The organism is Nonomuraea sp. CA-141351 (assembly GCF_050944675.1).
Taxonomy (GTDB): Bacteria; Actinomycetota; Actinomycetes; order Streptosporangiales; family Streptosporangiaceae; genus Nonomuraea.
On the sequence record NZ_CP191982.1, the window covers coordinates 607,825 to 631,204 of the forward strand.

Consider the following 23,380-nt stretch of genomic DNA (forward strand, 5'->3'; position numbering starts at 1 on the left):
CTTACGCGTCAGCAGCGGGCGTCCTCTCGCCTGGGCCTCACCGTAGCGGGAACGCCGTGCTCCGCGACGTCCACGTACTCGGCCGTGAAGCTGCCCCAGTAGCCGAAGATCCGGCCCAGCCACGGGTTGGACACCGTCACCGCGATCCTGAACCGCCCCGCCTGGTCGTCGAAGTGCTCGCTGACCACCGCCGTGCCCGTGGCGGCCGGCGGGATGGTGACGGCGAGCGGGCCTTCGAGGAAACGCTGGCGGCCCGAGCGGATGACCAGCCCGCCCAGATCGTCGACGGAGAGGTCGAGCGGGGTGGCCAGGTGCTGGTGGGTGCCTAAATAGTCGACGACCCGGGCGCGGGCGTCGTCGTAGACCATGGTGGCGTCGAACCGGCCGCGGGGGAACGTGCGGACGAACGTGACGGTCTCACGGCCGTACGAATCGAGGTAGGGGTAGTTCTCGATCCGGAAGGGGATGTCCGCTCCGACATCCGGGACGAGGACGTTTCTGCGGCTGCCGAGCGCCAGGAACGGGCGGATGTGGGGGCCGGCGTTCCATATGCGGCTCATGACACCCCTGCCTATGCACGCTTCGCCGCTGTCGAGCCCGACGCCGAACCGGCGCTGGAGCTGGGGGTGGAGGCGGTCGAACGCGCCGCCGAGCGCGCGCTGGAAGATCGAGGGCATGGTGCTCCAATCCGTCGTCTGTCTTGTTCGGGTGGCCGGCGCAGGCAGCGGCGGGCCGCTGGGGTGCCCGGCAATGGAGGCAGGGCCAGGGCGGCCCCGAGTACGGCGAGCGCGAGCAGGGGCGGCAGGACCGCGGCCGCGAGCAGCACCGAGACCGCTCTCGCCCCGGCCTCGGCCAGGGCCCGGCGCAGCGAACGCTCCGGTGTCCTGCCGGTCTCCAGCCACAGGCGCAACCGGTCGAACGACCATGCGGTGGCCCACCACATCAGCCGGCCGGGCAGCACGCGCGGGCGGTAGTCGTACGAGGTGAGGAACCTCACGCCGTCCGCCACCGGGACGTAGCGCCAGTAGCCGGAACCCGCGCGGATGGGCGAGAGCGGGTGGCTCGAGCCGAATCGCAGCGCCGACGTCCGGCCTCCGTCCGGCCCGTGCCGGTTGCCCGTGCTGACCCCCACGCCGCTGACGCCCAGCGTGGAGTAGCGGAACGCCTGTCCGCCGCTGCCTGGGGCGAGGTATTCGATGCGGCCGAACCGCAGGTCCCAGCGCTGGTGCCGGGACGGGTCCTGGGTGGCCTGCCATACGTCTTCCAGGTCCGCCTTGATCCGGGTCTCGATGTAGAGCCGCATGTGCGTCACGTCCCCTTTAAGCGACTGCTCAAATATAGGCATGATTTGAGCGACTGCTCAACCCTCACTGGGAAGTGTCGGCCGGGTCTGGTACACAGGCGGCATGGGTGTGAGCGTCGATGAGTTCCTCGAGATGTTGGAGAAGCTGCCAGAGGTCCGGATGGGCCATGGCGGCGAGTGGATCGGCCTCAAGGTGCGCGACAAGGGCTTCGGCTACCTGTGGGAGGCCACCGAGACGGTCGGGCTCAAGGCCACGATCGAAGAGCAGATCGCGCTGGTGGCCGAGCGGCCTGAGGTGTTCGAGGTGCAGTTCACGGCCGGGCGGTTCGGCTGGGTGGTGGTGCACCTCGACAAGATCGACTCTGACGAGTTGTTCGAGCTGGTGGCCGAGGCGTGGTGCCTGACCGCGCCCAAGGGGATGGTCGCCGAGTTCGAGGCGGCTCATCAAATAGGGCAGCAGGCCTCATAGCCTCATCAAAGGGTAATCTCCGACAATGTGGACGTTCGGTTGCGGGAGTGGCGTGAGGACGATGCCCCGGTCGTGCTGCGGGCCTTTCAGTCCGCGGATCTCCGTACGCAGGCGCCCCTCCCCGTTGTCACGCTCAAGGACGCCATGGGATGGATCGCCGGGTGGACCGGCGTCGGCCACGCGTTCGCCGTGACAGTGGACGGGCGAGTTGTCGGGAATGCCGCGGTTTCCCGGATCGATGATCATGACACTGGGTGGGTGTCCTACTGGGTCGTGCCCGAGGCCAGGGGGCGGGGCATCGCCGTGGCGGCCACCGAGGAGCTGGCGCGGTGGGCGTTCGGCGAGCGGGGGCTTTACCGGCTGGAGCTTGGGCACCGTACGAACAATCCGGCATCGTGCAGGGTCGCCACGAAGGCGGGGTTCCGGCCAGAGGGCATCGAGCGCGGCAAGCTCTCTTACGAGGGCGTCCGGTACGACGTCGAACGGCACGCCCGCCTGGCCACCGATCCCCCTGCCACCGTCACGCACAGCTGACCACGATGAGCGGTAGGTGGCCTCCTGACCATTCGGTGATCTACCCTTTCTTGGTGGACAGCGAGAGTCTGGCCGCGGCCGGCCTCCTCGAGACCCTGAGCCGGGCGTCAGGGATGCTCGCCGAATTACACCACCCCTTCGTCAGAAGCGAGCCCTTCTCCTATTTCCTCCCGCCCGCGGGAGCCCGCATCGGCGCCGACCTCACGCTGCCCGACGGCCGCGTGGTCCGATTCGAGGTCGCCATCAGCGCCTCCAACGGCGCCTTCCACGTCGAGGGATCGATCACCGCGGAGGACGAGACGCTGCTCGAGCTGCCGCGCAAGAGCGTTCCCAGCATCCATGACGGCCTGGCCGTGCTCGACGACTATGCGGGGGAGGTGATCGCCCCGGCCGGACGGCTGATCGACCGGCTACTGGACGAGATTGTCTAATTGTCAGACAATGAGGCCCATGAGAAATGGACCCCTCGCGGTTGTCGCTGCCTCCGTACTCTGGGGCACGGCCGGGACGGCAGGACTGCTCGTCTCCGCCGACTCCGTCGCACTGGCCGCCGCGCGGCTGGTCATCGGGGGTGCGGCGCTCGCTCTTCTGGCCGGTGCGAGCGTCAGGAAGGCGATCAGGCCGAGTCTGCTGCTGGCCGCCGTCGCGGTGGCCGCCTACCAGCTCTGCTTCTTCGCGGCCGTCAGCCGCACAGGAGTCGCCATCGGGACCGTGGTGGCGATCGGGAGCGGTCCCGTCTTCACGGGACTGCTCTCCTGGGTCCTCCACGGGCGCCGCCCGAGCGGGCGCTGGACCGCGGCGACAGCGGCGGCCATCTGCGGATGCGCGGCGCTGATCGTCGGAGGCGGCGCCGAGGCGGGTGGGCAGGTGGTGTCCGGGGTGCTGTTCGCGCTGCTCGGCGGCGTGCTCTACGCCTTCTACGCGGTGATGGCGGCGCAGGCGATCGGCCAGGGGGCCCGGTCCGACGCGGTGATGGGGGTGCTGTTCGGCGGGGCAGCCGTGATCATGCTGCCGGTGCTGCTGGTGAGCGGGATCGGATGGATGGGGGAGCCGCGCGGGCTGCTCGCCGTGCTCTATCTGGGTCTCGGCACCACCGCCCTGTCCTACTTCCTGTACGGCCGGGGCCTGCGGGCCACTCCGGTGGCCACGGCAGCCACGCTGGCGCTCGCCGAGCCGGCCGTCGCGGCGCTGCTGGGCCTGGTGGTGCTCGGCGAGCGGCTGACCCCGGTCTCGATCGCGGGGCTGGTGATGCTGGCACTCAGCCTCGTGGCGGTCGCCGTACCCGAGAAGGCGGGAGAGGAAGCCGTACCGGAAAGGGAGCTAGAGTCGCAGCCGTGACGTTGCCGCTCAGACCCGTCTCCACCGTCGGCGCGCTCGCCGACGCCCTGCGCAGCAGGGTGCTCTCCGGCGAGATCGCGCCCGGCACCCCGCTGCCCGAGCAGGAGATCGCCGCGTCGTACGGCGTCGCCAGGCCGACCGTGCGGGAGGCGCTGGCGAGCCTCGTCCACGAAGGACTGCTGAGGCGCGAGCGCAACCGCAGCGCCTATGTCCCAGAGGTGACGCTTTCGGACCTCGACGATCTCATGTACGTACGCCGCCCGCTCGAAGACCTGATGGCGCGGGCCATGGCCGGGCGGCGGGTGCCGGAGGCCGAGTCCGCCCTGCACCGCATGGCCGCGCTGCCTGCCGACGCGCCCTGGTCGGAGAGCGTGGCCGAGCACATGGCGCTGCACCAGGCACTGATCGAGGCCGTGGGGAGTCCGCGGCTGGAGCGCCTCTACGGCGTCCTGGCGGCCGAGACGCGGCTCGGGCTGGTGCGGTTGCGCGAGGTCTACACCGACAGGGACGTGCTGGTGCGCGAGCACCGCGAGCTGCTCGACGCGATCGCCGGCGGGCCGGAGGACGCCGCCAGGGCGGCGGTCGCGGCGCACCTCAGCCACTCATGGGGCGGCGCCTGAGGGGCCGAGGCGCACCATTGCGCGCGAACCCTTGCGGGACAGCCCCGGAACTCGCAAGAATCGCGGCCATGCACGGCAATCCGATGCCGGACTCCTACGTGTATGTCACGGAAGAGGGCGTCACTCGTCACTACGCGGACGGTAGCGTCGAGGCTCTCGCATGGGAGGACGTGGTCGAGGTCCGTGTCGTCACCGAATCCGGAGAAGACGTCCTCTACATTCTGCTCGACCGCGACGGCGAAGGCTGCGTCGTCCCGCGCTCGGCCACGGACGCCACGTTCCTGGCGCGCCTGCGCTATCTGCCGGATTTCGACCTCGAACGGCTGACCCTGGCCGCCGACTCCGCGCATGACGGGGTTGTGGTCGTCTGGCGCAGTCCGGACCCGCCGACCGCATTGCCGGACCTGGAGTACGACTAGCGGGCTCGTAACGCGACAACCTGGCGAAATGTTGCCGTAAACCGCACATTTTCTCAGCGGGTCCGCTGCACTTATGGACCGTTCCGTCAAGCCCCAAGACCACCCGACATTCGTCCAGTTGTGGACATTTGACGTTATTCCCCATGTCGGAATGGATCTTTACTCTTTATTGGGGGCCGCCGCCCTTGATTGTGCGTGGGACCTGTCAACCCATGTGGTTCAAGGAACGTCCAGTTATCGCGGTGCACAGAGTTGTCAGGGTGGTGCTATGAGGGTGGGGACTGGGGAGTCCGCTGTCGTGCTCCTCGGGGCCGTGCCGCGTCACGCGTCGAGCATCTGGACGCGCGCGTACCTACGGCTCCTGTTATGTGGGGACACGATGTGCGCTCTGCTGGCATGCGTATGCGTGCTCGGCATCCGGCTGATGGCCGGCGTGTTCATTCCGGTGGTCGAGTTCATGCTCGGATTCGGCCTGATCGTCGCCTGGCCCGTCGCGCTCATGATGGGCGGGGCGTACCGCCAGCGCGCGCACGGCGAGGGAACGGAGGAGTTCAAGGCCGTCTTCAACGGCGGCGTCGGCCTGATGGCCACGGTCGCCATCATGGCCTACGCCACGCAGACCGTCATCGCGCGTAGTTTCGTGATGGCGATGCTGCCGCTGGCGCTGCTTTCCACGCTCTATTACCGCTACCGGATGCGTAAACGTCTCCACCGGAAGAGAGCGGTGGGCGACTACATGCGTCAGGTGATCGCGGTAGGGCATCGGGAGTCGATTCTCGACCTGGTGATGCAGTTCAGGCGTCAGCCGTATCACGGAATGCAGGTGGTGGGAGCCTGCCTTCCTGAGCACGCGATGGACGTCGATCTGGACGGCATCCCCGTGCTCGGCTCCTTCGGCGACGTGGCGGCGGTGGTCGAGCGCGAACGGGCCGACGCCGTGGCCGTGCTGGCCTGCCCGGAGCTGGACGGGGCCACGCTGCGGCGCCTGGCCTGGAGCCTGGAGACCGCGCGTACCGATCTCTTCGTGGCTCCCGCGCTCATGGACGTGGCCGGGCCGCGCATCAGCATCAGGCCGGTCGCGGGGATGCCGCTCCTGCACCTTGAGCATCCCGAGTTCGACGGCACCAAGCAGGTCGTGAAGACCGTGTTCGACCGCCTGGTCGCGACGGTGGCGCTGTTGCTCCTGGCGCTGCCGCTGCTGGCCATCGCGCTGGTGATCCGCCTCACCAGCAGGGGGCCCGCGCTGTTCCACCAGACTCGCGTCGGAAAAGGCGGCAAAGAGTTCCGGGTCGTGAAATTTCGTACGATGGTGGCGGATGCCGAGCAGCTCAAGGACGCACTCCTCGACGCGAACGAGTTCGACGGGGTGCTCTTCAAGATTAGGAACGATCCAAGAATCACTCGGGTAGGCGCTTTCCTGCGGAAATACTCGCTCGATGAGCTGCCCCAGCTGCTCAATGTTCTACGCGGCGAGATGTCTCTCGTCGGCCCGCGCCCACCGCTGCCGGAAGAGGTGGACAAGTACGGCATCGACGTCCGCCGCCGCCTGGTGGTCAAGCCGGGCATGACCGGGCTCTGGCAGGTCAGCGGCCGCTCCAACCTGACGTGGGAGGAGTCCGTACGCCTCGACCTGCGGTATGTGGAGAACTGGTCGCTCATCCTCGACCTGCAGATCCTCTGGAAGACCTGGTCCGTCGTCACCCGTGGAGAAGGGGCTTACTAGCGGTGAAAGCACTCGTGCTCGCCGGGGGATCGGGCACACGGCTCCGACCCATCACCCACACGTCGGCCAAGCAACTGGTCCCTGTCGCGAACAAGCCGGTCCTGTTCTACGGGCTGGAGGCGATCGCCGCGGCGGGGATCAGGGAGCTCGGCCTGGTGGTCGGGGACACGCAGGCCGAGATCGAGTCGGCCGTGGGTGACGGCTCGGCGTTCGGCCTGCAGGTGACCTACCTGCGGCAGGAGGCACCCCTCGGGCTGGCGCACGGGGTGCTGATCGCCCGAGAGTTCCTCGGCGACGAGGACTTCGTCATGTACCTGGGCGACAACTTCATCGTGGGCGGCATCAACGGCCTGGTCGACAGGTTCGCCCGCGAGCGGCCCGCCGCCCAGATCATGCTCACCAGGGTCGGCGACCCGCGCCAGTTCGGGGTGGCCGAGCTCGACACCAAGGGCCGCGTGGTCGGACTGGAGGAGAAGCCCGCGCGGCCGAAGAGCGACCTGGCGCTGGTCGGCGTCTACCTGTTCAGCCCGGACATCCACGCGGCGGTGGCGGAGCTCAAGCCGTCCTGGCGGGGCGAGCTGGAGATCACCGACGCCATCCAGTGGCTGATCGAGGCCGGCCTGCGCGTCGAGTCCTCGGTGATCTCCGGCTACTGGAAGGACACCGGCAACGTCACCGACATGCTGGAGGTCAACCGGCTGGTACTGGAGTCGGTCGAGCCCAGGGTACGCGGACACGTGGACGAGGTCAGCGAGCTGGTGGGCCGGGTGGTCATCGAGAAGGGGGCCGTGGTCGAGCGGTCCAGGATCGTCGGCCCGGTGATCATCGGCCAGGCCGCGCGGATCCGGGACAGCTACGTCGGCCCCTTCACCTCCATCGGCGCCGACTGCGCCGTCACCGGCAGCGAGATCGAGTATTCGATCGTGTTACCCAGGGCTTCCATCGCCGGGGTCGGCCGCATCGAGTCGTCGCTGATCGGCCACGACGTCGAGGTCACTCCCGCGCCCAATACCCCCAAAGCCCACCGTCTCGTGCTGGGCGATCACAGCAAGGTACAGATCAGTTCATGACACGGATTCTGGTGACAGGCGGTGCGGGCTTCATCGGCTCTCACTTCGTCCGCAATCTGCACGATGTCTACGTCACGGTGCTGGACAAGCTCACTTATGCCGGCAACCGGGCCAACCTCGAAGGGGTGCGGCACGAGTTCGTGCACGGGGACATCTGCGACGCCGAGTTGCTCAGCCAGGTCGTGCCCGGCCACGACCTGGTGGTGAACTTCGCGGCCGAGTCACACGTCGACCGGTCGATCGAGGGCGCCGCCGAGTTCATGCGCACCAACGCGCTGGGCACCCAGACCCTGCTCCAGGCGTGCCTGGAGGCCGAGGTCCCGAAGGTGGTCCAGGTGTCCACCGACGAGGTGTACGGCTCCATCGACATCGGCTCGTGGGACGAGGACGCGCCGCTGCGGCCGCGCTCGCCGTACGCGGCCTCGAAGGCCGGTGGCGACCTGATCGCCCGCGCCTACGCGATCACCTATGGCCTGGACGTCTCGATCACCAGGTGCGGCAACAACTACGGTCCGAGACAGTACCCGGAGAAGCTCATCCCGCTGTTCGTCACGAACCTGCTGCGCGGCCGGAAGGTCCCCCTGTACGGCGACGGTGGCAACATCCGCGACTGGATCCACGTCGAGGACCACTGCGCCGGCATCCGGCTGGTCGCCGAGAAGGGCGAGCCAGGCGAGGTCTACAACATCGCGGGCACGGCCGAGCTGACCAACAAGGAGCTGACCGGCCGCCTGCTCCAAGCCTGCGGCAGGGACTGGGACGCGGTCGAGTACGTCGAGGACCGCAAGGGTCACGACCGGAGGTACTCGATGGACGACGCCAAGCTGCGAGGGCTCGGCTACCGCCCCGAGATCTCGTTCGAGCAGGGGCTGAAGGACACGGTCCGCTGGTACGCCGAGCACGAGGACTGGTGGACCGCGTGATTGGGGAGGCGGCGTGAGATGGCTCATCACGGGGGCGGGCGGCATGCTCGCCGCCGACGTCCTCGACAGGGCGGCGCTGACCGGCGAGCCGGTGCTCGCGCTCGGGCGGGCCGAGCTGGACCTGCGCGACAGGCGCGCGGTACGCGACTTCGTGTCCGCCTACCGGCCCAGGGCCGTGATCAACTGTGCCGCCTGGACCGCCGTGGACGACGCCGAGACGCACGAGGCCGAGGCGCTGGCGGTCAACGGGCACGCGGTGCGCTGGCTGGCCGAGGCCTGCCATCTGGCCGGGGCGCGGCTGGTGCACGTCTCCACCGACTACGTCTTCGACGGGACCGCCAAGAAGCCATACCGCGAGGACGCCCTGACGGGCCCGGTCAACGCGTACGGGCGGACCAAGCTGGCGGGGGAGCGCGCCGCGCTGGAGCTCGGGCACTATGTGGTGCGCAGCGCCTGGTTGTACGGGGCCGAGGGCGGGAACTTCGCGCAGACCATGATCCGATTGGCGCGGGAGCGGCCCACGGTCGACGTGGTGGACGACCAGCGCGGGCAACCGACCTGGACGGCCGACCTGGCGGACTACCTCGTCCGGTTGGCGCAGTCTGATCTTTCCCCGGGCGTTTACCACGGCACCAGCGCGGGCGAGACCACCTGGTGCGGGTTCGCCAAGGAGATCTTCAAGCTGCTCGGCGCAGACCCGGAGCGCGTGCGCCCCATCCCCAGTACCGCCTACCCTCTCCCGGCCAAGCGCCCGGCCAACAGCGTGCTCGCGCACACCCGGGGGGAGCCGATCCGGCACTGGCGCCAGGCGCTGCACGCGGCCTGGCCGGTGCTGATGCGTGGGCGCCAGTGCAGCGTCGTCTAGGAGACTCGGTGCTGTGGCTCATGGTGGCCGCGCTCGCCGGGTGGGCGAGCCTGCGCCTGTGCGGATGGGAGCCGAAGTTCTTCTGGTCCCAGCTGGTGTCGTTCACTCCCTACGCGGCTGCCCTCTCGCTGGTGCCGTTGGGTTTCGCGGCCTTCCAGCGCGCCGGGACGCTGCTGGTGGCCGCCCTCATGGTGACCGGCGCCTTCGCGGTGGCCGTCCTGCCACGCGCGGTGCCGGCGCGCAACCCGCCCGCCGCAGGTCCGGTGCTGCGGGTGATGGCCGTCAATCTGCTGCACTCCTCCGTGCTGCCGCCCGTCCTGGTCGACGCGGTCGAGCGCGATCGGCCGGACGTGCTGAACCTGCTGGAGTTCACCGACCTGATGAGGGAACGGGTGGAGGAGCTCGGGCTGGGGAGGCTGCTGCCGTACAAGATCGTCCTGCCGGGGACGGACTCCGAGGGGGCGGCGATCTACTCGCGCTACCCGCTGCGGCCGGCGGACGCGCCGATCGCGGCCCCCGCCTTCCAAGGGAGTCCGCGCCACCTGCCCGCCGTTGTCACCCTGCCGGGCGGGCGGGAGGTGGACCTCGTCGCGGTCCACGCGTGCGCGCCCTCCGAGGGCTGGCGTACGGCGTGCTGGGCGTCGAGCATCCGGGCACTGCCACCCGCCGGCGGGCGGCTGCGGGTGCTGGCCGGAGATTTCAACTCCACCCTGGACCACGCGGTGCTCCGTGACCTGATCGCCACCGGCTACCGGGACGCCGCCGACGTCACCGGAAAGGGGCTGTCCATGACCTGGCCCTACTACGAGCAACCGCGGTTGTTCCCGAAGGTGGCCATCGACCATGTGCTGGCCGATCGCCGGATCGCGATCCGGAGCTTCCAGACCCTGCGGATGCCCCGGACGGACCATCGCGCGACGCTCACCGAGCTGGTTCTCCCGTGATGTCACGTTTCCGGAGCTGGGACCGATATGTCATGGACACCCAGGGGGATGGATGACGAGGTTGCCGGAGCAGGCTTCCAGGAAAACGTTGTTCGGCACCGCACTGGACGCCCTCACCATGAGCCAGGTGATCGCGCAGTGCGTGGCGGCGGTCTCGGAGAAGAGGCGGCTCACCATCGGCGTGGTGAACGCCGCCAAGGTGGTCAACATGCGTACGGACGCCGCGTTGCGGCAGTCCGTTCTCGACAGCGATCTCGTGCTGGCCGACGGGCAGGCGGTGGTCTGGGCCGCGCGGATGCTCGGTCACCGGCTTCCCGAGCGGGTGGCGGGCATCGACCTGTTCACCGAGCTGATGGCCGAGGGAGGCCGGCGCGGCTACCGCGCCTATTTCCTTGGTGCGACCGATGAGGTGCTGGCCGGAGTCCTGGCAGAGGTACGGCTGCGCTATCCCGGACTGAGCATCGCCGGCTCGCGTGACGGCTATTTCCGGGCAGAGGACTCGGCCGAGGTCGCCGCCGAGATCGCCGAGTCCCAGGCCGACCTGCTGTTCCTGGGCATCACTTCGCCGAAGAAGGAGATCTTCATCCGCGAGTGGGGCGAGAGCACCCAGGCGCGGATCATCCACGGCGTGGGCGGCTCGTTCGACGTGCTCGCCGGGCGCACCCGCAGGGCGCCTCTGGGCTGGCAGCGCCTGGGCCTGGAATGGCTCTACCGCATGCTGCAGGAGCCGCTGCGGCTCGGACCGCGCTACGTGCGGACCAACGGCAGATTCCTGCTCCTGGTCGTCCGGGAGTGGGCCGGTGTCAGACGCAGGATCGAGGAGACGACGTGACGGATCACCGGATCGCTCTGCTGAGCTCCGGACATCAGGACTTCGTGACGGGCATGGTGGACCTGGCGGTGCGCGGGCTGCCGCCGGGATACGCCGACGGCGAGTTCGTGTTCACCCGCCGCGGCCGCCAGGACGCCGACGGGACGTGGACGGCGGTGCCTGAAGGGCGCAGCATCCGTTACTCGGCGATCGTCGCGCTCGGCGTGGCGCACCTGGAGGAGGAGCGGCAGCGGGCGGCACTGGCCGGTGACACCCTCCTCGACCTGGTGGGCAACCTGGTGAAACGGCTGCCGGAGGTGACGGGGCCTGGCGATGCCGCGCTGACCTGCTGGGCCGCTGCGGAGGCCGGGCACGCCGATCTCGATCTGGCGCTGAGCCGTCTCGCGGAGCTGGACGCGGGTGCCCAGATCTACACCGTGGAAGCGGCGTGGGTGCTGGCCGCTCTGGTCGCGGCCGGTGTGACCGACGGCCGGGTCGAGCGCGCCCGTGAGCGGCTGCTCGGCGGGCTGGCGGGCAACCGGCTCTACCCGCACGCGCTCGGGAAGGGGCCGCTGGTCCCCCGCTATCGTGCCCACGTGGGCTGCTTCGCCGATCAGGTCTACCCGCTGCAGGCGCTGGCCAGGCTGCACGCCGCCGCCGGGGACGCCGAGGCGTTGCGCGCGGCCGAGCAGGTGGCGCTGGGCATCTGCCAGGCCCAGGGGCCGCAGGGGGAGTGGTGGTGGCACTACGACGCCCGCACCGGGTCGGTGGTCGAGGGGTATCCGGTCTACAGCGTTCATCAGCTGTCGATGGGGCCGATGGCATTGCTCGATCTGGCCGACGCTGGGGGCACCGCCTACGTGGCGGAGATCTCCAAGGGACTCGACTGGATGATCGAGCGGCCCGCCTTCGTGCTCGACGAGCTCGCCCTGACGTGGCGTAAGGAGGCCAGGGCGGATCCGCGCAAACTGGTGCGCGGCCTGCGGGCGGCGGCGACGGGAGTGCATCGGGGAATCCGCCTCGGCCTGCTGGACCGGGTCTATCCGCCGGTTGCCGTTGACCGGGAGTGCCGGCCGTACGAGCTGGGGTGGTTGCTCTACGCCTGGCTGGCCACATGTGGACAGGCCTCGTGACTTCCGCCTGAATCAGTGCGATAGATCGAGTTCAGGGCTCGGGGGAGTTTCGGCTCAAGGGGGTTCTCGTGTTGAGGCGGCTTCGCCATGCGCTCCTATCTGTCTTGCTGCTCACCACCGGCCTGGCACTCATCGCGCCGTCCGCCGCGCAGGCGCTGCCGGGCAGCTTCCAGAAACAGGTCGTCTTCAGCGGACTGACCAACCCGACCAACATCGAGTTCGCCTCGGACGGCCGGGTGTTCGTCGCCGAGAAGAGCGGCCTGATCAAGGTCTTCGGCTCCATCACCGACACCACGCCGACGATCTACGCCGACCTGCGTACGCAGGTGCACAACTTCTGGGACCGCGGGCTCCTCGGCATGGCCCTGCACCCCGATTTCCCGGCCGACCCGCGCATCTACGTCCTGTACTCCTACGACGCGGTGCCCGGTGGCACCGCGCCACGCTGGGGGACGGCAGGCGTGAGCGGTGACCCCTGCCCGACCCCGCCCGGCGCCACCGGTGACGGCTGCCTCATCACGGGACGCCTGTCGGTGATCTCCCCGACCGGCGCCGAGACCCCGTTGATCACGGACTGGTGCCAGCAGCATCCCAGCCACTCCGTCGGCGACCTCAAGTTCGGCCCCGACGGCATGCTCTACGCCAGCGGCGGCGACGGTGCCAGCTTCAACTTCGCCGACTACGGCCAGGACAACCTGACCAGCTCGGACGTCACCCCGGACAACCCCTGCGGCGACCCGCCGTCGCCGGTCGGCACGGCGCTCACCCCGCCGGCGGCCGAGGGCGGCGCGCTGCGCTCGCAGGACCTGCGCACCGGCGGTGACCCCGCGGGCCTCAACGGCAGCATCATCAGGATCGACCCGGACACCGGCGCGGCCGCTCCTGGCAACCCGAACGCCGGCAGCAGCGATCCCAACGTGGCCAGGATCATCGCCTACGGCCAGCGCAACCCGTTCCGTTTCACCATCCGGCCGGGCACCAGCGAGGTCTGGGCCGGTGAAGTCGGCTGGAACACGTGGGAGGAGATCAACCGGATCGCCGACCCCACCGGTCAGGTGAACAACTTCGGCTGGCCCTGCTACGAGGGCTCCGCCCGGCAGGGAGGGTACGACAATCTCAACCTGACCCTCTGCGAAAACCTGTACGCGGCGGGGGCGGCGGCTCACACGCCGCCGTACTTCTCCTGGAACCACGGTTCCAAGCCCGCGCCGAACGACCCGTGCCCGTCCGGCGGCTCCTCTTCCAGCGGCGTGGCCTTCTACAACGGCGGCTCCTACCCCGACTCCTACGACGGCGCGATGTTCTTCTCCGACTACAGCCGATCGTGCGTCTGGGTCATGACCAAGGGCGCGGGCGGCCTGCCCGACCCGGCGACCGTCACCACGTTCGACTCGGGCATCCCCGCCGTGGAGTTGCAGACCGGCCCCGGCGGAGACCTCTTCGCGGTCGACTTCACCAACGGGCAGATCATCCGCTACATCTACAACAACGTCCCGCCGACCGCGGTCATCGGCGCGAGCGCCACGTCGGGCAACGCGCCGCTCGCGGTGAACTTCACCTCCGCCGGATCCGCGGACGCCGACGGCGACCCGCTCACCTTCCGGTGGGACCTGGACGGCGACGGCGACTTCGACGACTCGACCTCGGCCACCCCGTCCTTCACCTACACCCAGCCGGGCTCCTACGTGGTGAAGCTGCGAGCCGACGACGGGCGTGGCGGCCAGGGAGACGCCACCGTCACGATCAACGTGAACAACACGCCGCCGACCGCGACCATCAACTCCCCGTCGTCCTCCCTCACCTGGGCAGTCGGGGACACGATCTCGTTCTCCGGCACCGGCACGGACGCCCAGGACGGCACGATCCCCGGGTCGCGGATGTCGTGGAAGCTGATCATGCATCACTGCCCCAGCACCTGCCACGAGCACGAGATCACCACATTCACCGGCACGAGCGGGTCCTTCGCCCCACCGGACCACGAATATCCCTCTCACCTGGAGCTCAGGCTGACCGTGACGGACGCGCACGGCCTCACCGACACCAAGAGCGTGACACTCCAGCCGAAGACGGTGAACCTGACCTTCCAGACCGCGCCCGCCGGGCTGCAACTCGGCTTCAACAGTGAGCAGACCGTCGCCCCCTTCACCCGGACGGTGATCGTGGGCTCGCACAACTCGATCTCCGCACCCTCGCCGCAGAGTGCCGACGGCTTCAGCTACACGCTCACCTCCTGGTCCGACGGCGGCGCGGCCAACCACAACATCACCGCGCCCGCCACCGCGGCGACCTACTCCGCGACCTACCAGCGGTCACAGGCGCCGGACGGCCTGGTGGCCGCGTACGCGATGGACACGGGCACCGGCACGGCCGTCAGCGACGCCTCCGGCATGGGCAACAACGGCACCGTCGCGAACACCACATGGGCCGTCACCGGCAAGTACGGTCAGGCGTTGTCGTTCAACGGCACGTCGAGTTGGGTGACGGTGGCTGATTCGAGCTCGTTGCGGTTGACCGGCGGGATGACGTTGGAGGCGTGGGTGCGTCCGGCGAGCGTGTCGGGGTGGCGGACGGTGTTGATGAAGGAGTTCGGCGCCGATCTGGCTTACGCGATCATGGGGAGTGGGAGTAGTGGTCCGGCGGCGTTCATCTATACGTCGTCGGGGGCGAACGCGCCGGCTGCGAGCAATCTGCCGTTGAATGCGTGGAGTCATGTGGCGGCCACGTATGACGGGTCGACGTTGCGGATGTTCGTGAACGGTACGCAGGTGGCCACCAACCCGACGGGTGGCAACCTGCGTACCGGGACGAGTCCGTTGCGGATCGGTGGCAACAGTGGTTCGGGTGAGTACTTCAGTGGTCTCATCGACGAGGTGCGGGTCTACAACAAGGCGCTCACCGCGGCACAGATCACCACCGACATGAACACGCCCGTCGGCCAGCAGGGACCGCCCGACACTCAGGCGCCCACCGCACCGGGCTCGCTGGCGGCGACCGGCGGCCAGGGCAGCGCCCAGCTGAGCTGGACGGCCTCGACCGACAACGTGGGCGTGACCGGGTACACCGTCCACCGCTCCGCCACCGCCGGATTCACCCCATCCGGCGCCAACCAGGTGGGCTCGACCGCGAGCACGTCCTTCACCGACTCAGGTGTCGCGGCGGGCACGTATTACTACCGCGTCGTGGCCTTCGACGGGTCCAGCAACACCAGCCCGTCGTCCAACGAGGCGTCGGCCGTCGTGACCCAGCCGCCCACGGTCAGCGGCCTGGTGGCCGCCTACGGAATGAACGCGGGCACCGGCACCGCCGTCGCCGACACCTCCGGCAACGGAAACAACGGCACGGCCACCTCGGCGACCTGGTCGGCCGGCAAATACGGTCAGGCGTTGTCGTTCAACGGCACGTCGAGTTGGGTGACGGTGGCCGATTCGAGCTCGTTGCGGTTGACCGGCGGGATGACGTTGGAGGCGTGGGTCCGTCCGACCAGTGTGTCGGGGTGGCGGACGGTGTTGATGAAGGAGTTCGGCGCCGATCTGGCTTACGCGATCATGGGGAGTGGGAGTAGTGGTCCGGCGGCGTTCATCTATACGTCGTCGGGGGCGAACGCGCCGGCTGCGAGCAATCTGCCGTTGAATGCGTGGAGTCATGTGGCGGCCACGTATGACGGGTCGACGTTGCGGATGTTCGTGAACGGTACGCAGGTGGCCACCAACCCGACGGGTGGCAACCTGCGTACCGGGACGAGTCCGTTGCGGATCGGTGGCAACAGTGGTTCGGGTGAGTACTTCAGCGGTCTCATCGACGAGGTGCGGGTCTACAACAAGGCGCTCACCGCGGCACAGATCACCACCGACATGAACACGCCGGTCAGTTAGCCCGGCTGCTCTCGTCCCGCAGCCAGGTGGTGTAGTCGCCCGCGCGGATCGCGCGGGCGGCTCTCCGCCTGGCCAGCACGGCCACCATGGCGAAGACGACCGCCGCGCCCACCAGGCGTGGCTCTTTGGCCACGATGGCCATCAGGTCGCGTACACCCGTGCGCTCCCCGGCCGTGGCCGTGGTCTGTTCCAGCTCGCTCACGCTGGTCATGGCGCGCACCCGGCGGCGCAGCAGATCGCCGACCGTACGCGGAGTCTGGATCATCGCACGGGCGCCGGTCACGATCACGCGCTCGTCGGGTGAGAACGCGAGCGAGGCGGCCAGGTCGTCGGCCATCGCCGGTGGCAGGGCACGGACGCGTGCATTGCCCGCGTCGTTCACCGCGATGACGCCCCGGCCGAACAGCCCGGCACGCACGTGCGGCAGCCGTGTCCAGATCGCGTAATAGGCGCGGATCGGCCATGGGCGATCGGCCAGCGCCAGCTCCCGTTCGGGTGCGGCGGCGAGCGGCCCGTCCGGCGCGGCCAGCACGGCCGCCAGCGCGCGAGCGGAGGCGGTGCTCAGCTCGATGTCGGCGTCCACGTACAGCCGGGGATATCCACGCGCCGCCTCATCGCCCATCCGCAGCGCCTCGCGCTTGGAGGGGACCGGCGTCGTCAGGACGCGGACATCGTACGGCTGCGCCACGGCGACCGTGCCGTCGGTGCAGCCGTTGGCCACCACCACGACATCGAACTCGCCCGGCGCGGCCTCACCGAGCAGGCCGTCCAGCAGACGGCCGATCACCTTGGCCTCGTTGTGGGCCGGTATCACGACGCTCACCACGATGGCAGTATCCCTGCGTCGAGAGCCTGCTTGAGCGTCGGCGCCGCGGCGTCCTTGGCCGAGAGGAGCGGCTCCACGTCGAGCGGCCATTCGATGCCGAGATCCGGATCCAGCGGGTGGATGCCGTGCTCACGCGCCGGGTCGTACGCGGTGGAGCAGAAGTAGACGACCGTGGCCGATTCGCTGAGCGCCAGGAAGGCATGCCCTAAGCCCTCGGCGAGGTAGATCCCGCAGCGCGACATGTCGTCCAGCCGCACCGCCTCCCACTGGCCGAAGGTGGGCGAGCCCACGCGCACGTCCACGACGACGTCCAGCACATCGCCCGAGACGCACATGACGTATTTGGCCTGACCTGGCGGGACGTCGGCGAAGTGGACGCCGCGCAGCACGCCACGTCTGGAGACCGAGCAGTTCGCCTGGGCGAGCTCGATCGAGTGCCCCAGCGCCTCCCGCAGGTCGGCGGCGCGGAAGGCTTCCAGGAAGTCGCCCCGTGGATCGCTGTGGATGCGGGGGGTGTAGAGCAATGCTCCATCGATGCTCAGGCGTTTCATGAAGACACTTGTAACACTCCTAGGCGCTCACCCGAAGTACGGCTGTGGGTTGCCAAAGGGGGAAATCTTGTCTTTTTCGGGTGGGGCCCATTGTTGAAAACATCGTGCCGGCTGTGTGGCTCGGCTGACCTGGTCGGCGTGGTGGATCTCGGGGCGACACCGCCCTGTGAACTCTTCCTCACCGAGGAGCAGCTCGACCAGCCCGAGCTGACCTATCCACTTCACCTGCGGGTCTGTACCAGCTGCTGGCTGGCTCAGATACCACCGCTGATCACGCCTGAAGAGACATTCACCGAATACGCCTATTTCGCGTCCTTTTCCGCCTCCTGGGTGGAGCACGCGCGGCAGTTCGCCGACGCCGCTGTGGAACGTTTGAAGCCGTCGTTCGTGGTCGAGGTGGCCAGCAACGACGGCTACCTGCTGCAGCACGTGGTCGAACGCGGCATCAGATGCCTGGGCATCGAACCGTCGGCCAACGTGGGACAGGCGGCCAAGGACAAGGGCGTGCCGACGCTCACCGCGTTCCTGACACCGGAGACGGGCGCCGCGGTGCGGGCCGGGAACGGTCCCGCCGACCTGGTCGTGGCCAACAACGTCTACGCGCACATCCCCGACGTGATCGGCTTCACCGAAGGGCTGCGCGCCCTGGTGGCCGATGACGGATGGGTGTCGATCGAGGTCCAGCACCTGCTGACGCTCATGGAGCTGAACCAGTACGACACGATCTACCACGAGCACTTCCAGTACTACACGGTCGCCTCCGCGCAGCGGGCGCTGGCCAGTGGCGGGCTGACGCTGGTGGACGTCGAGCTGCTGCCCACCCATGGCGGATCCATCCGGCTGTGGGCGCGGCCGTCGGGGAGCCCGTCCGAGCGGGTGCTCGACGTGCTCGCGCGGGAGAAGGCCGCCGGACTTCACGATCTCTCCGGCTACGCCGACTTCGCCGACCGGGTCGCACGCGTCCGCCGCGACCTGCTCCGCTTCCTGATCAACGCCGCGGAAGAAGGCAAGACGGTCGTCGGGTACGGCGCCCCGGGGAAGGGCAACACGCTGCTCAACCACTGCGGCATCCGCCAGGACCTGCTGGCCTACACGGTCGACCGCAACCCCTACAAGCACGGCAGGTTCACTCCGGGCACCCGGATCCCGATCGCTCCGCCGGAGCGCATCGCTCAAGATCGTCCCGACTATGTGCTGGTCCTGCCGTGGAACCTGCGCGAAGAGCTCACCGCTCAGCTCTCTTATGTGCAGGAATGGGGAGGCCGTCTGGTCTTCCCGATCCCACACCTGGAGGTCGTGTGAAGGTCGTCCTGTTCTGCGGAGGCTTTGGCACGCGCATGAGGACCGGGGTGCCGGGCGAGGTGCCCAAGCCGATGGCGCTCGTCGGCCCGCGACCGCTGCTCTGGCACGTCATGCGGTACTACGCGCACTTCGGGCACAACGAGTTCATCCTGTGCCTGGGCTACGGCGCTCACCACATCAAGGACTTCTTCCTCGGTTACCAGGAGGCCACGTCCAACGATTTCGTGTTACGTGGCGGCAAGGTCGAGCTGCTGTCGAGCGACATCTCCGACTGGTCCATTTCGTTCGTGCAGACCGGGACCAACTCCCCGATCGGCGAACGACTGCGCCGCGTCCGCCCTTACCTGGACGGCGACGAGATGTTCCTCGCCAACTACGCGGACGTGCTCACCGACGCGCCGCTGCCCGACATCATCGACCGCTTCGTCGAAACGGGCGCGGCCGCCTCGATGATGGTCGTGCCGCCGTCCCAGACCTTCCACTGCGTGGACGTGGGTGAGGACGGCCTGGTCGGGGGGATCTCGCCGGTCAGCGAGATGCCGGTGTGGGTCAACGGCGGCTACTTCGTGCTGACCCAGGAGGTCTTCGAGCACATCCCGGAGAACGGGGACCTGGTCGCCGACGGCTGCGTGGAGCTGGCCAAGCGCGGACGCCTGCTGGCCTACCCGCACCGCGGCTACTGGCGGCCGACCGACACCGTGAACCAGCGGATGGAACTGGACGAGGCCTACTCCCGCGGTGAGCGCCCGTGGGCCCTGTGGGAACGGTCCCGGTGATCGGTCTGAGCCCAGGGCGGCTCACCGGCATCGTGGCGCTCGCCGCCCACTGTGACGACCTGGCGATCGGCGCGGGCGGCAGCCTGCTGACGATCTGCGCCGCCCGCCCCGGCATCCGCGTGGACGCGCTGGTGCTGTCCGGCGGCGGCACCGAGCGGGAGTACGAGGAGCGCGCCGCGCTGGCGGACTTCTGCCCGGACGCGGATCTCCGGGTCACCGTGCTGAAGCTGCCCGACGGCTACCTGCCGGCCAGGTGGGAGGAGGCCAAGGCCGCGGTGGAGGAGCTGCGCGCCCGTACCGAGCCCGGCCTGATCTTCGCGCCCTGGCGGGGTGACGCCCACCAGGACCACCGGGGGCTGGCCAAGCTCGTGCCCACGGCCTTCCGCGACCACCTGACGCTCGGCTACGAGATCGTCAAATGGGACGGCGACCTCGCCGCGCCCGCCGTGTTCCAGCCACTCACGCAGGAGGTGGCGGAGCTGAAGGTGGACCTGCTCCAGCGCCACTACGCCTCCCAGCGGCACAGGCCCTGGTACGACCGCGAGGCGTTCCTGGGCCTGGCCCGCATCCGCGGCATCGAGTGCCACACGCGCTATGCCGAGGCGTTCCACGTATCCAAGCTGACCGTCGATCTGGAGAACTGATGCGGGTACTTCTCACCGGCCACCAGGGCTACCTGGGCAGCGTGATGGCCCCCATGCTGGCCGAGGCCGGGCACCAGGTGGTCGGCCTGGACTCCGGCCTGTTCGCCGACTGCCTGCTCGGCCCAGCGCCCGAGACGATCGAGGCGCACGCCGTGGACCTGCGTGACGCGGGCCCTGACCACGTGGCCGGGTTCGACGCGGTGGTCCACCTGGCCGCGCTGTCCAACGACCCGCTCGGCGCGCTCGCGCCCGACCTCACCTACGACATCAACCACCACGCCTCCGTCCGGCTGGCCCGGCTGGCCAAGGAGGCGGGCGTGCGCCGCTTCCTGTACGCCTCCACCTGCTCGGTCTACGGTGCGTCCGGAGGCGAGGACCTGCTGGACGAGGACGCGCCGCTGCGCCCGGTGACGCCGTACGCCGAGTCCAAGGTGCGGGTCGAAGACGACCTGGCCGAGCTGGCCGACGACCACTTCACGCCGGTGTTCCTGCGCAACGCCACCGCCTTCGGCTTCTCTCCGAGGCTGCGCGCCGACATCGTGCTGAACAACCTGGTGGGCCACGCGCACCTGACCGGCGAGGTCCGGGTGCTGTCCGACGGCACCCCCTGGCGCCCGCTGGTCCACGCCAGGGACATCGCCGAGGCGTTCGCGGCCGCTCTCGTCGCGCCTCGCGAAGCCGTGCACGCGACGGCCTTCAACGTGGGCACCGAGGTCAACAACGTGACCGTCGCCGAGATCGCGGCCGAGGTCGTCGCCGCGGTGCCTGGATCGACGCTCACCATCACCGGCGAGACGGGAGCCGATCCGCGCTCCTACCGCGTCGACTTCTCCCGGCTCAGGGCCGCGCTGGGCTACGAGGCCCGCTGGACGGTCAAGGCGGGGGCGGTGGAGCTGATCGACGCCTACCGCGAATATGGACTGACCAAGCAGGACTTCGAACGCCGCTTCACCAGGCTGGCCCGGCTCGCCGACCGGCGCGCGGCGGGCACCGTCGACGACACCCTACGACCATGACCGGAAGCGAGATGCACAACCTGGTACGGCGGCTCTACCCGCTGTGCCGGAGCATCACCGGCGCCGGACTGCGGCGCACCCTGGAGATCATCGGCGAGTCGATCCCGCTGGAGATCACCGAGGTGCCGACAGGGACCGGAGTCCTCGACTGGACGATCCCCCGGGAATGGAACATCCGCGACGCCTACATCATGGACGCCGCGGGCAACAAGGTGGTCGACTTCCAGGACTCCAACCTGCACGTCGTCGGATACAGCGTGCCGGTCGAGGCGACCATGTCCCTGGAGGAGCTGCGCCCGCACCTGCACACCCTGCCCGACCAGCCGGATCTGATCCCGTACCGGACCAGCTACTACGCCGAGACCTGGGGCTTCTGCCTGAGCCAGAACACCTTGGACCGGCTGACGGACGGGCCGTACAAGGTCAAGATCGACGCCACGCTCGCCGACGGGCACCTGACCTACGGCGAGCACGTGATCCGCGGCAGCAGCTCCCAGGAGGTGCTGATCTCCTGCCACATCTGCCATCCCTCGCTGGCCAACGACAACCTGGCCGGGGTCGCGGTGGCCGTCGCGCTGGCGCGGCGGCTGACCGATCCCTGGTACACCTATCGGTTCATCTTCGCGCCCGGCACCATCGGCGCGATCACCTGGCTCGCGCTGAACCGGGAGAACACCGGCCGGATCAGTCACGGCGTTACCCTGGCCTGCGCGGGAGACAGCGGCGCGATCACCTACAAGCGCAGCAGGCGTGGCGACGCCGAGATCGACCAGGTCTTCGCACATGTGCTGAAGGACAGGCCGCACACCATCCTGGACTTCTCCCCGTACGGCTACGACGAGCGGCAGTACTGCTCGCCGGGGTTCAACCTCGCCGTCGGCTCGCTGACCAGGACGCCCTACGGAAGCTACCCGGAATATCACACCTCGGCTGACAATCCCGACTTCGTGCGCCCCGAGGCGATGGAGGACACCCTGGAGACGCTGTGGACGGCCGTGCGGGTCCTGGAGGGCAACCGCCGTTACCAGAACCTCAGTCCGTACGGCGAGCCTCAGCTGGGGACACGCGGCCTGTACGGGTCACTTGGCGGGCGCAGTGATACGAAACAGGCGCAGATGGCGATGTTGTGGGTGCTGAACCTTTCCGACGGCCTGAACAGCCTGCTGGACATCGCGGAACGGTCGAACCTGCCGTTCCAGGCATTGGCGGAAGCGGCACATGCCCTGCGGAACGCGGGCCTGGTGAAGGAGTGTATGGGTTGAATCTGGCGCTGAAAGTCGGCGACGTGGTCGAGGTCCTCAGCGCGGAGGAGATCCTCGCCACCCTCGATGAGAAGGGCGAGCTGGACAGCCTCCCTTTCATGCCGGAGATGTTGAAGTTCTGCGGGCAGCGGCTCACCGTGCAGAAGGTGGCCAACAAGCTCTGCGACACGATCAGTGGGACCGGGATGCGGCGGATGGACGACGCCGTCCACCTGACGGCCGCCCGTTGCGACGGTTCGGCCCATGGCGGCTGCCAGACCGCCTGTCTGCTCTACTGGAAGTCCGCCTGGCTCAGGCGGGTGGACGGGCCGCCCACCTCGGAGCCGGTCCGCGTCGAACGGCCGCTGCTGCCCATCCTGGAGGTCAACACCCGGAAGGAACCGGCGCCGGACGGCGAGGAACGCTTCCGCTGCCAGGCGACGGAGCTGCTGCGTGCCGCCCCCGAGCGCCTCCCGTTCCGTGACCTGGGGCAGTACGTCACAGACGTCCAGGTGGGGAACGCCGGAATCGCATCGACCCTCCGCACGCTCTTCTTCGGGCTGTTCAACCGCTACCAGAGACTCTCCAGGAAGTTCCCACGACCGCTGCGCATCAAGGGCGGCCTGGCGTGGGGCTTCGTGCGACCGGGTCCGCACACCGGCCCCACCCCGACGGGCACGATCGACCTTCAGCCGGGTGAGCTGGTCCGGATCAAGTCCAAGGAAGAGATCGTCGCCACGCTGAGCACCAAGGGGTTCAACCGCGGTCTGGGATTCGAGGAGGACATGGCGCGTTCGTGCGGGCGCGTCGCCCGCGTGACCGCCCGCGTCGAGCGCTGCATCGACGAGAAGACAGGCAAGATGCTGGAGATGAAGAACCCCTGCATCGCGCTCGAGGGGATCGTCTGTGACGGCTTCTACAAATCCAACTGCCCCCGCGCGTTCGTCCCGTTCTGGCGGGAGATCTGGCTGGAGCGGATCAGCGAGCCGAGTTAGGCGGG

24 protein-coding genes are annotated in these 23,380 nt (G+C 68.9%); 20 read left to right on the forward strand and 4 right to left on the reverse strand.

All coding sequences use genetic code 11. From position 1 onward, the window contains the following. Positions 1–8 precede the first annotated feature (8 nt). Together ACQPWU_RS03075 and ACQPWU_RS03080 are read right to left on the reverse strand one after the other, a co-directional pair. A complete protein-coding gene (locus tag ACQPWU_RS03075; RefSeq protein WP_433436795.1) occupies positions 9–677 on the reverse strand; it encodes a DUF4166 domain-containing protein in 669 nt (222 codons plus the stop codon). Beyond that, a complete protein-coding gene (locus ACQPWU_RS03080) occupies positions 572–1,303 on the reverse strand; it encodes an SRPBCC family protein (RefSeq protein ID WP_433436796.1) in 732 nt (243 codons plus the stop codon). Before ACQPWU_RS03080 ends, ACQPWU_RS03075 begins: the two co-directional genes overlap by 106 nt. 103 nt (positions 1,304–1,406) lie before the next feature. Between ACQPWU_RS03080 and ACQPWU_RS03085 the strand changes: the two genes are divergently transcribed. The 14 genes from ACQPWU_RS03085 (at position 1,407) to ACQPWU_RS03150 (ending at position 16,024) form a co-directional block, all read left to right on the forward strand. Further along, positions 1,407–1,772 carry an MmcQ/YjbR family DNA-binding protein gene (locus ACQPWU_RS03085; protein WP_433436797.1) on the forward strand — a complete coding sequence of 122 codons (366 nt, stop codon included), beginning with the start codon at positions 1,407–1,409 and terminating at the stop codon, positions 1,770–1,772. A gap of 27 nt (positions 1,773–1,799) precedes the next feature. After that, the gene (locus ACQPWU_RS03090; RefSeq protein WP_433436798.1) at positions 1,800–2,306 is read left to right on the forward strand and encodes a GNAT family N-acetyltransferase; all 507 of its coding nucleotides are present in this window, start codon (positions 1,800–1,802) and stop codon (positions 2,304–2,306) included. 53 nt (positions 2,307–2,359) lie between these two features. After that, on the forward strand, positions 2,360–2,737 hold the full coding sequence (locus ACQPWU_RS03095; protein ID WP_433436799.1) for a hypothetical protein: 378 nt from the start codon (positions 2,360–2,362) through the stop codon (positions 2,735–2,737). Positions 2,738–2,756: 19 nt separating this feature from the next. Then, the gene (locus ACQPWU_RS03100; protein ID WP_433436800.1) at positions 2,757–3,644 is read left to right on the forward strand and encodes a DMT family transporter; all 888 of its coding nucleotides are present in this window, start codon (positions 2,757–2,759) and stop codon (positions 3,642–3,644) included. Then, positions 3,641–4,264 (forward strand): GntR family transcriptional regulator, encoded by a 624-nt coding sequence (locus tag ACQPWU_RS03105; protein ID WP_433436801.1) that lies wholly within the window; start codon positions 3,641–3,643, stop codon positions 4,262–4,264. The genes ACQPWU_RS03100 and ACQPWU_RS03105 overlap by 4 nt, the downstream gene beginning before the upstream one ends. A 68-nt stretch (positions 4,265–4,332) precedes the next feature. Further along, the gene (locus tag ACQPWU_RS03110; protein ID WP_433436802.1) at positions 4,333–4,683 is read left to right on the forward strand and encodes a hypothetical protein; all 351 of its coding nucleotides are present in this window, start codon (positions 4,333–4,335) and stop codon (positions 4,681–4,683) included. A 268-nt stretch (positions 4,684–4,951) separates the two neighbouring features. Continuing rightward, positions 4,952–6,406, forward strand: a complete 1,455-nt coding sequence (locus ACQPWU_RS03115) for a sugar transferase (protein WP_433436803.1) — start codon at positions 4,952–4,954, stop codon at positions 6,404–6,406. Positions 6,407–6,408: 2 nt separating this feature from the next. Then, on the forward strand, positions 6,409–7,476 hold the full coding sequence (locus ACQPWU_RS03120; protein ID WP_433436804.1) for a glucose-1-phosphate thymidylyltransferase: 1,068 nt from the start codon (positions 6,409–6,411) through the stop codon (positions 7,474–7,476). Next, entirely contained in the window at positions 7,473–8,399 is a 927-nt protein-coding gene (rfbB, locus tag ACQPWU_RS03125) for a dTDP-glucose 4,6-dehydratase (protein ID WP_433436805.1), read from the forward strand. The genes ACQPWU_RS03120 and rfbB overlap by 4 nt, the downstream gene beginning before the upstream one ends. Positions 8,400–8,412: 13 nt before the next feature. After that, positions 8,413–9,264, forward strand: a complete 852-nt coding sequence (rfbD, locus tag ACQPWU_RS03130) for a dTDP-4-dehydrorhamnose reductase (protein WP_433436806.1) — start codon at positions 8,413–8,415, stop codon at positions 9,262–9,264. Positions 9,265–9,272: 8 nt separating this feature from the next. Further along, positions 9,273–10,208: an endonuclease/exonuclease/phosphatase family protein gene (locus tag ACQPWU_RS03135; RefSeq protein WP_433436807.1), complete on the forward strand. Its 936-nt coding sequence runs from the start codon at positions 9,273–9,275 to the stop codon at positions 10,206–10,208. A 52-nt stretch (positions 10,209–10,260) separates the two neighbouring features. After that, complete coding sequence (locus ACQPWU_RS03140) at positions 10,261–11,040, forward strand: WecB/TagA/CpsF family glycosyltransferase (RefSeq protein WP_433436808.1); 780 nt, start codon at positions 10,261–10,263, stop codon at positions 11,038–11,040. Next, entirely contained in the window at positions 11,037–12,152 is a 1,116-nt protein-coding gene (locus ACQPWU_RS03145; protein WP_433436809.1) for a hypothetical protein, read from the forward strand. Before ACQPWU_RS03140 ends, ACQPWU_RS03145 begins: the two co-directional genes overlap by 4 nt. Before the next feature lie 104 nt (positions 12,153–12,256). Beyond that, a complete protein-coding gene (locus ACQPWU_RS03150) occupies positions 12,257–16,024 on the forward strand; it encodes a LamG-like jellyroll fold domain-containing protein (protein ID WP_433436810.1) in 3,768 nt (1,255 codons plus the stop codon). On the opposite strand, the gene ACQPWU_RS03155 is transcribed toward ACQPWU_RS03150, so the two are convergent. Both ACQPWU_RS03155 and rfbC read right to left on the reverse strand, forming a co-directional pair. Next, entirely contained in the window at positions 16,017–16,850 is an 834-nt protein-coding gene (locus ACQPWU_RS03155; RefSeq protein WP_433436811.1) for a glycosyltransferase, read from the reverse strand. The two genes, ACQPWU_RS03150 and ACQPWU_RS03155, sit on opposite strands and share 8 nt — an antisense overlap. Beyond that, positions 16,844–17,401, reverse strand: coding sequence for a dTDP-4-dehydrorhamnose 3,5-epimerase (rfbC, locus tag ACQPWU_RS03160; protein ID WP_433436812.1), 558 nt, complete (start codon positions 17,399–17,401; stop codon positions 16,844–16,846). The genes ACQPWU_RS03155 and rfbC overlap by 7 nt, the downstream gene beginning before the upstream one ends. A gap of 93 nt (positions 17,402–17,494) precedes the next feature. Here rfbC and ACQPWU_RS03165 point away from each other — a divergent pair, with 93 nt between their 5' ends. The 6 genes from ACQPWU_RS03165 to ACQPWU_RS03190 are packed head-to-tail and all read left to right on the forward strand — an operon-like array spanning position 17,495 to position 23,375. Further along, the gene (locus ACQPWU_RS03165) at positions 17,495–18,703 is read left to right on the forward strand and encodes a class I SAM-dependent methyltransferase (protein WP_433445147.1); all 1,209 of its coding nucleotides are present in this window, start codon (positions 17,495–17,497) and stop codon (positions 18,701–18,703) included. Positions 18,704–18,738: 35 nt separating this feature from the next. Then, complete coding sequence (locus ACQPWU_RS03170; RefSeq protein WP_433436813.1) at positions 18,739–19,479, forward strand: glucose-1-phosphate cytidylyltransferase; 741 nt, start codon at positions 18,739–18,741, stop codon at positions 19,477–19,479. Further along, positions 19,476–20,123 carry a PIG-L deacetylase family protein gene (locus ACQPWU_RS03175; RefSeq protein WP_433436814.1) on the forward strand — a complete coding sequence of 216 codons (648 nt, stop codon included), beginning with the start codon at positions 19,476–19,478 and terminating at the stop codon, positions 20,121–20,123. Before ACQPWU_RS03170 ends, ACQPWU_RS03175 begins: the two co-directional genes overlap by 4 nt. Next, positions 20,123–21,139, forward strand: a complete 1,017-nt coding sequence (locus tag ACQPWU_RS03180) for an NAD-dependent epimerase/dehydratase family protein (RefSeq protein WP_433436815.1) — start codon at positions 20,123–20,125, stop codon at positions 21,137–21,139. The genes ACQPWU_RS03175 and ACQPWU_RS03180 overlap by 1 nt, the downstream gene beginning before the upstream one ends. Continuing rightward, positions 21,136–22,401, forward strand: coding sequence for a DUF4910 domain-containing protein (locus ACQPWU_RS03185; protein WP_433436816.1), 1,266 nt, complete (start codon positions 21,136–21,138; stop codon positions 22,399–22,401). Before ACQPWU_RS03180 ends, ACQPWU_RS03185 begins: the two co-directional genes overlap by 4 nt. Next, the gene (locus tag ACQPWU_RS03190) at positions 22,398–23,375 is read left to right on the forward strand and encodes a hypothetical protein (RefSeq protein WP_433436817.1); all 978 of its coding nucleotides are present in this window, start codon (positions 22,398–22,400) and stop codon (positions 23,373–23,375) included. Before ACQPWU_RS03185 ends, ACQPWU_RS03190 begins: the two co-directional genes overlap by 4 nt. Positions 23,376–23,380 lie beyond the last annotated feature (5 nt).

Bases quoted from the DNA above. Each gene is read 5' to 3' on its own strand.
- ACQPWU_RS03075 (WP_433436795.1), bottom strand. From the start codon at position 677: ATGCCCTCGATCTTCCAGCGCGCGCTCGGCGGCGCGTTCGACCGCCTC.
- ACQPWU_RS03080 (WP_433436796.1), bottom strand. From the start codon at position 1,303: ATGCGGCTCTACATCGAGACCCGGATCAAGGCGGACCTGGAAGACGTA.
- ACQPWU_RS03085 (WP_433436797.1), top strand. From the start codon at position 1,407: ATGGGTGTGAGCGTCGATGAGTTCCTCGAGATGTTGGAGAAGCTGCCA.
- ACQPWU_RS03100 (WP_433436800.1), top strand. From the start codon at position 2,757: ATGAGAAATGGACCCCTCGCGGTTGTCGCTGCCTCCGTACTCTGGGGC.
- ACQPWU_RS03110 (WP_433436802.1), top strand. From the start codon at position 4,333: ATGCACGGCAATCCGATGCCGGACTCCTACGTGTATGTCACGGAAGAG.
- ACQPWU_RS03115 (WP_433436803.1), top strand. From the start codon at position 4,952: ATGAGGGTGGGGACTGGGGAGTCCGCTGTCGTGCTCCTCGGGGCCGTG.
- rfbB (WP_433436805.1), top strand. From the start codon at position 7,473: ATGACACGGATTCTGGTGACAGGCGGTGCGGGCTTCATCGGCTCTCAC.
- ACQPWU_RS03140 (WP_433436808.1), top strand. From the start codon at position 10,261: ATGACGAGGTTGCCGGAGCAGGCTTCCAGGAAAACGTTGTTCGGCACC.
- rfbC (WP_433436812.1), bottom strand. From the start codon at position 17,401: ATGAAACGCCTGAGCATCGATGGAGCATTGCTCTACACCCCCCGCATC.
- ACQPWU_RS03170 (WP_433436813.1), top strand. From the start codon at position 18,739: ATGAGGACCGGGGTGCCGGGCGAGGTGCCCAAGCCGATGGCGCTCGTC.
- ACQPWU_RS03180 (WP_433436815.1), top strand. From the start codon at position 20,123: ATGCGGGTACTTCTCACCGGCCACCAGGGCTACCTGGGCAGCGTGATG.
- ACQPWU_RS03185 (WP_433436816.1), top strand. From the start codon at position 21,136: ATGACCGGAAGCGAGATGCACAACCTGGTACGGCGGCTCTACCCGCTG.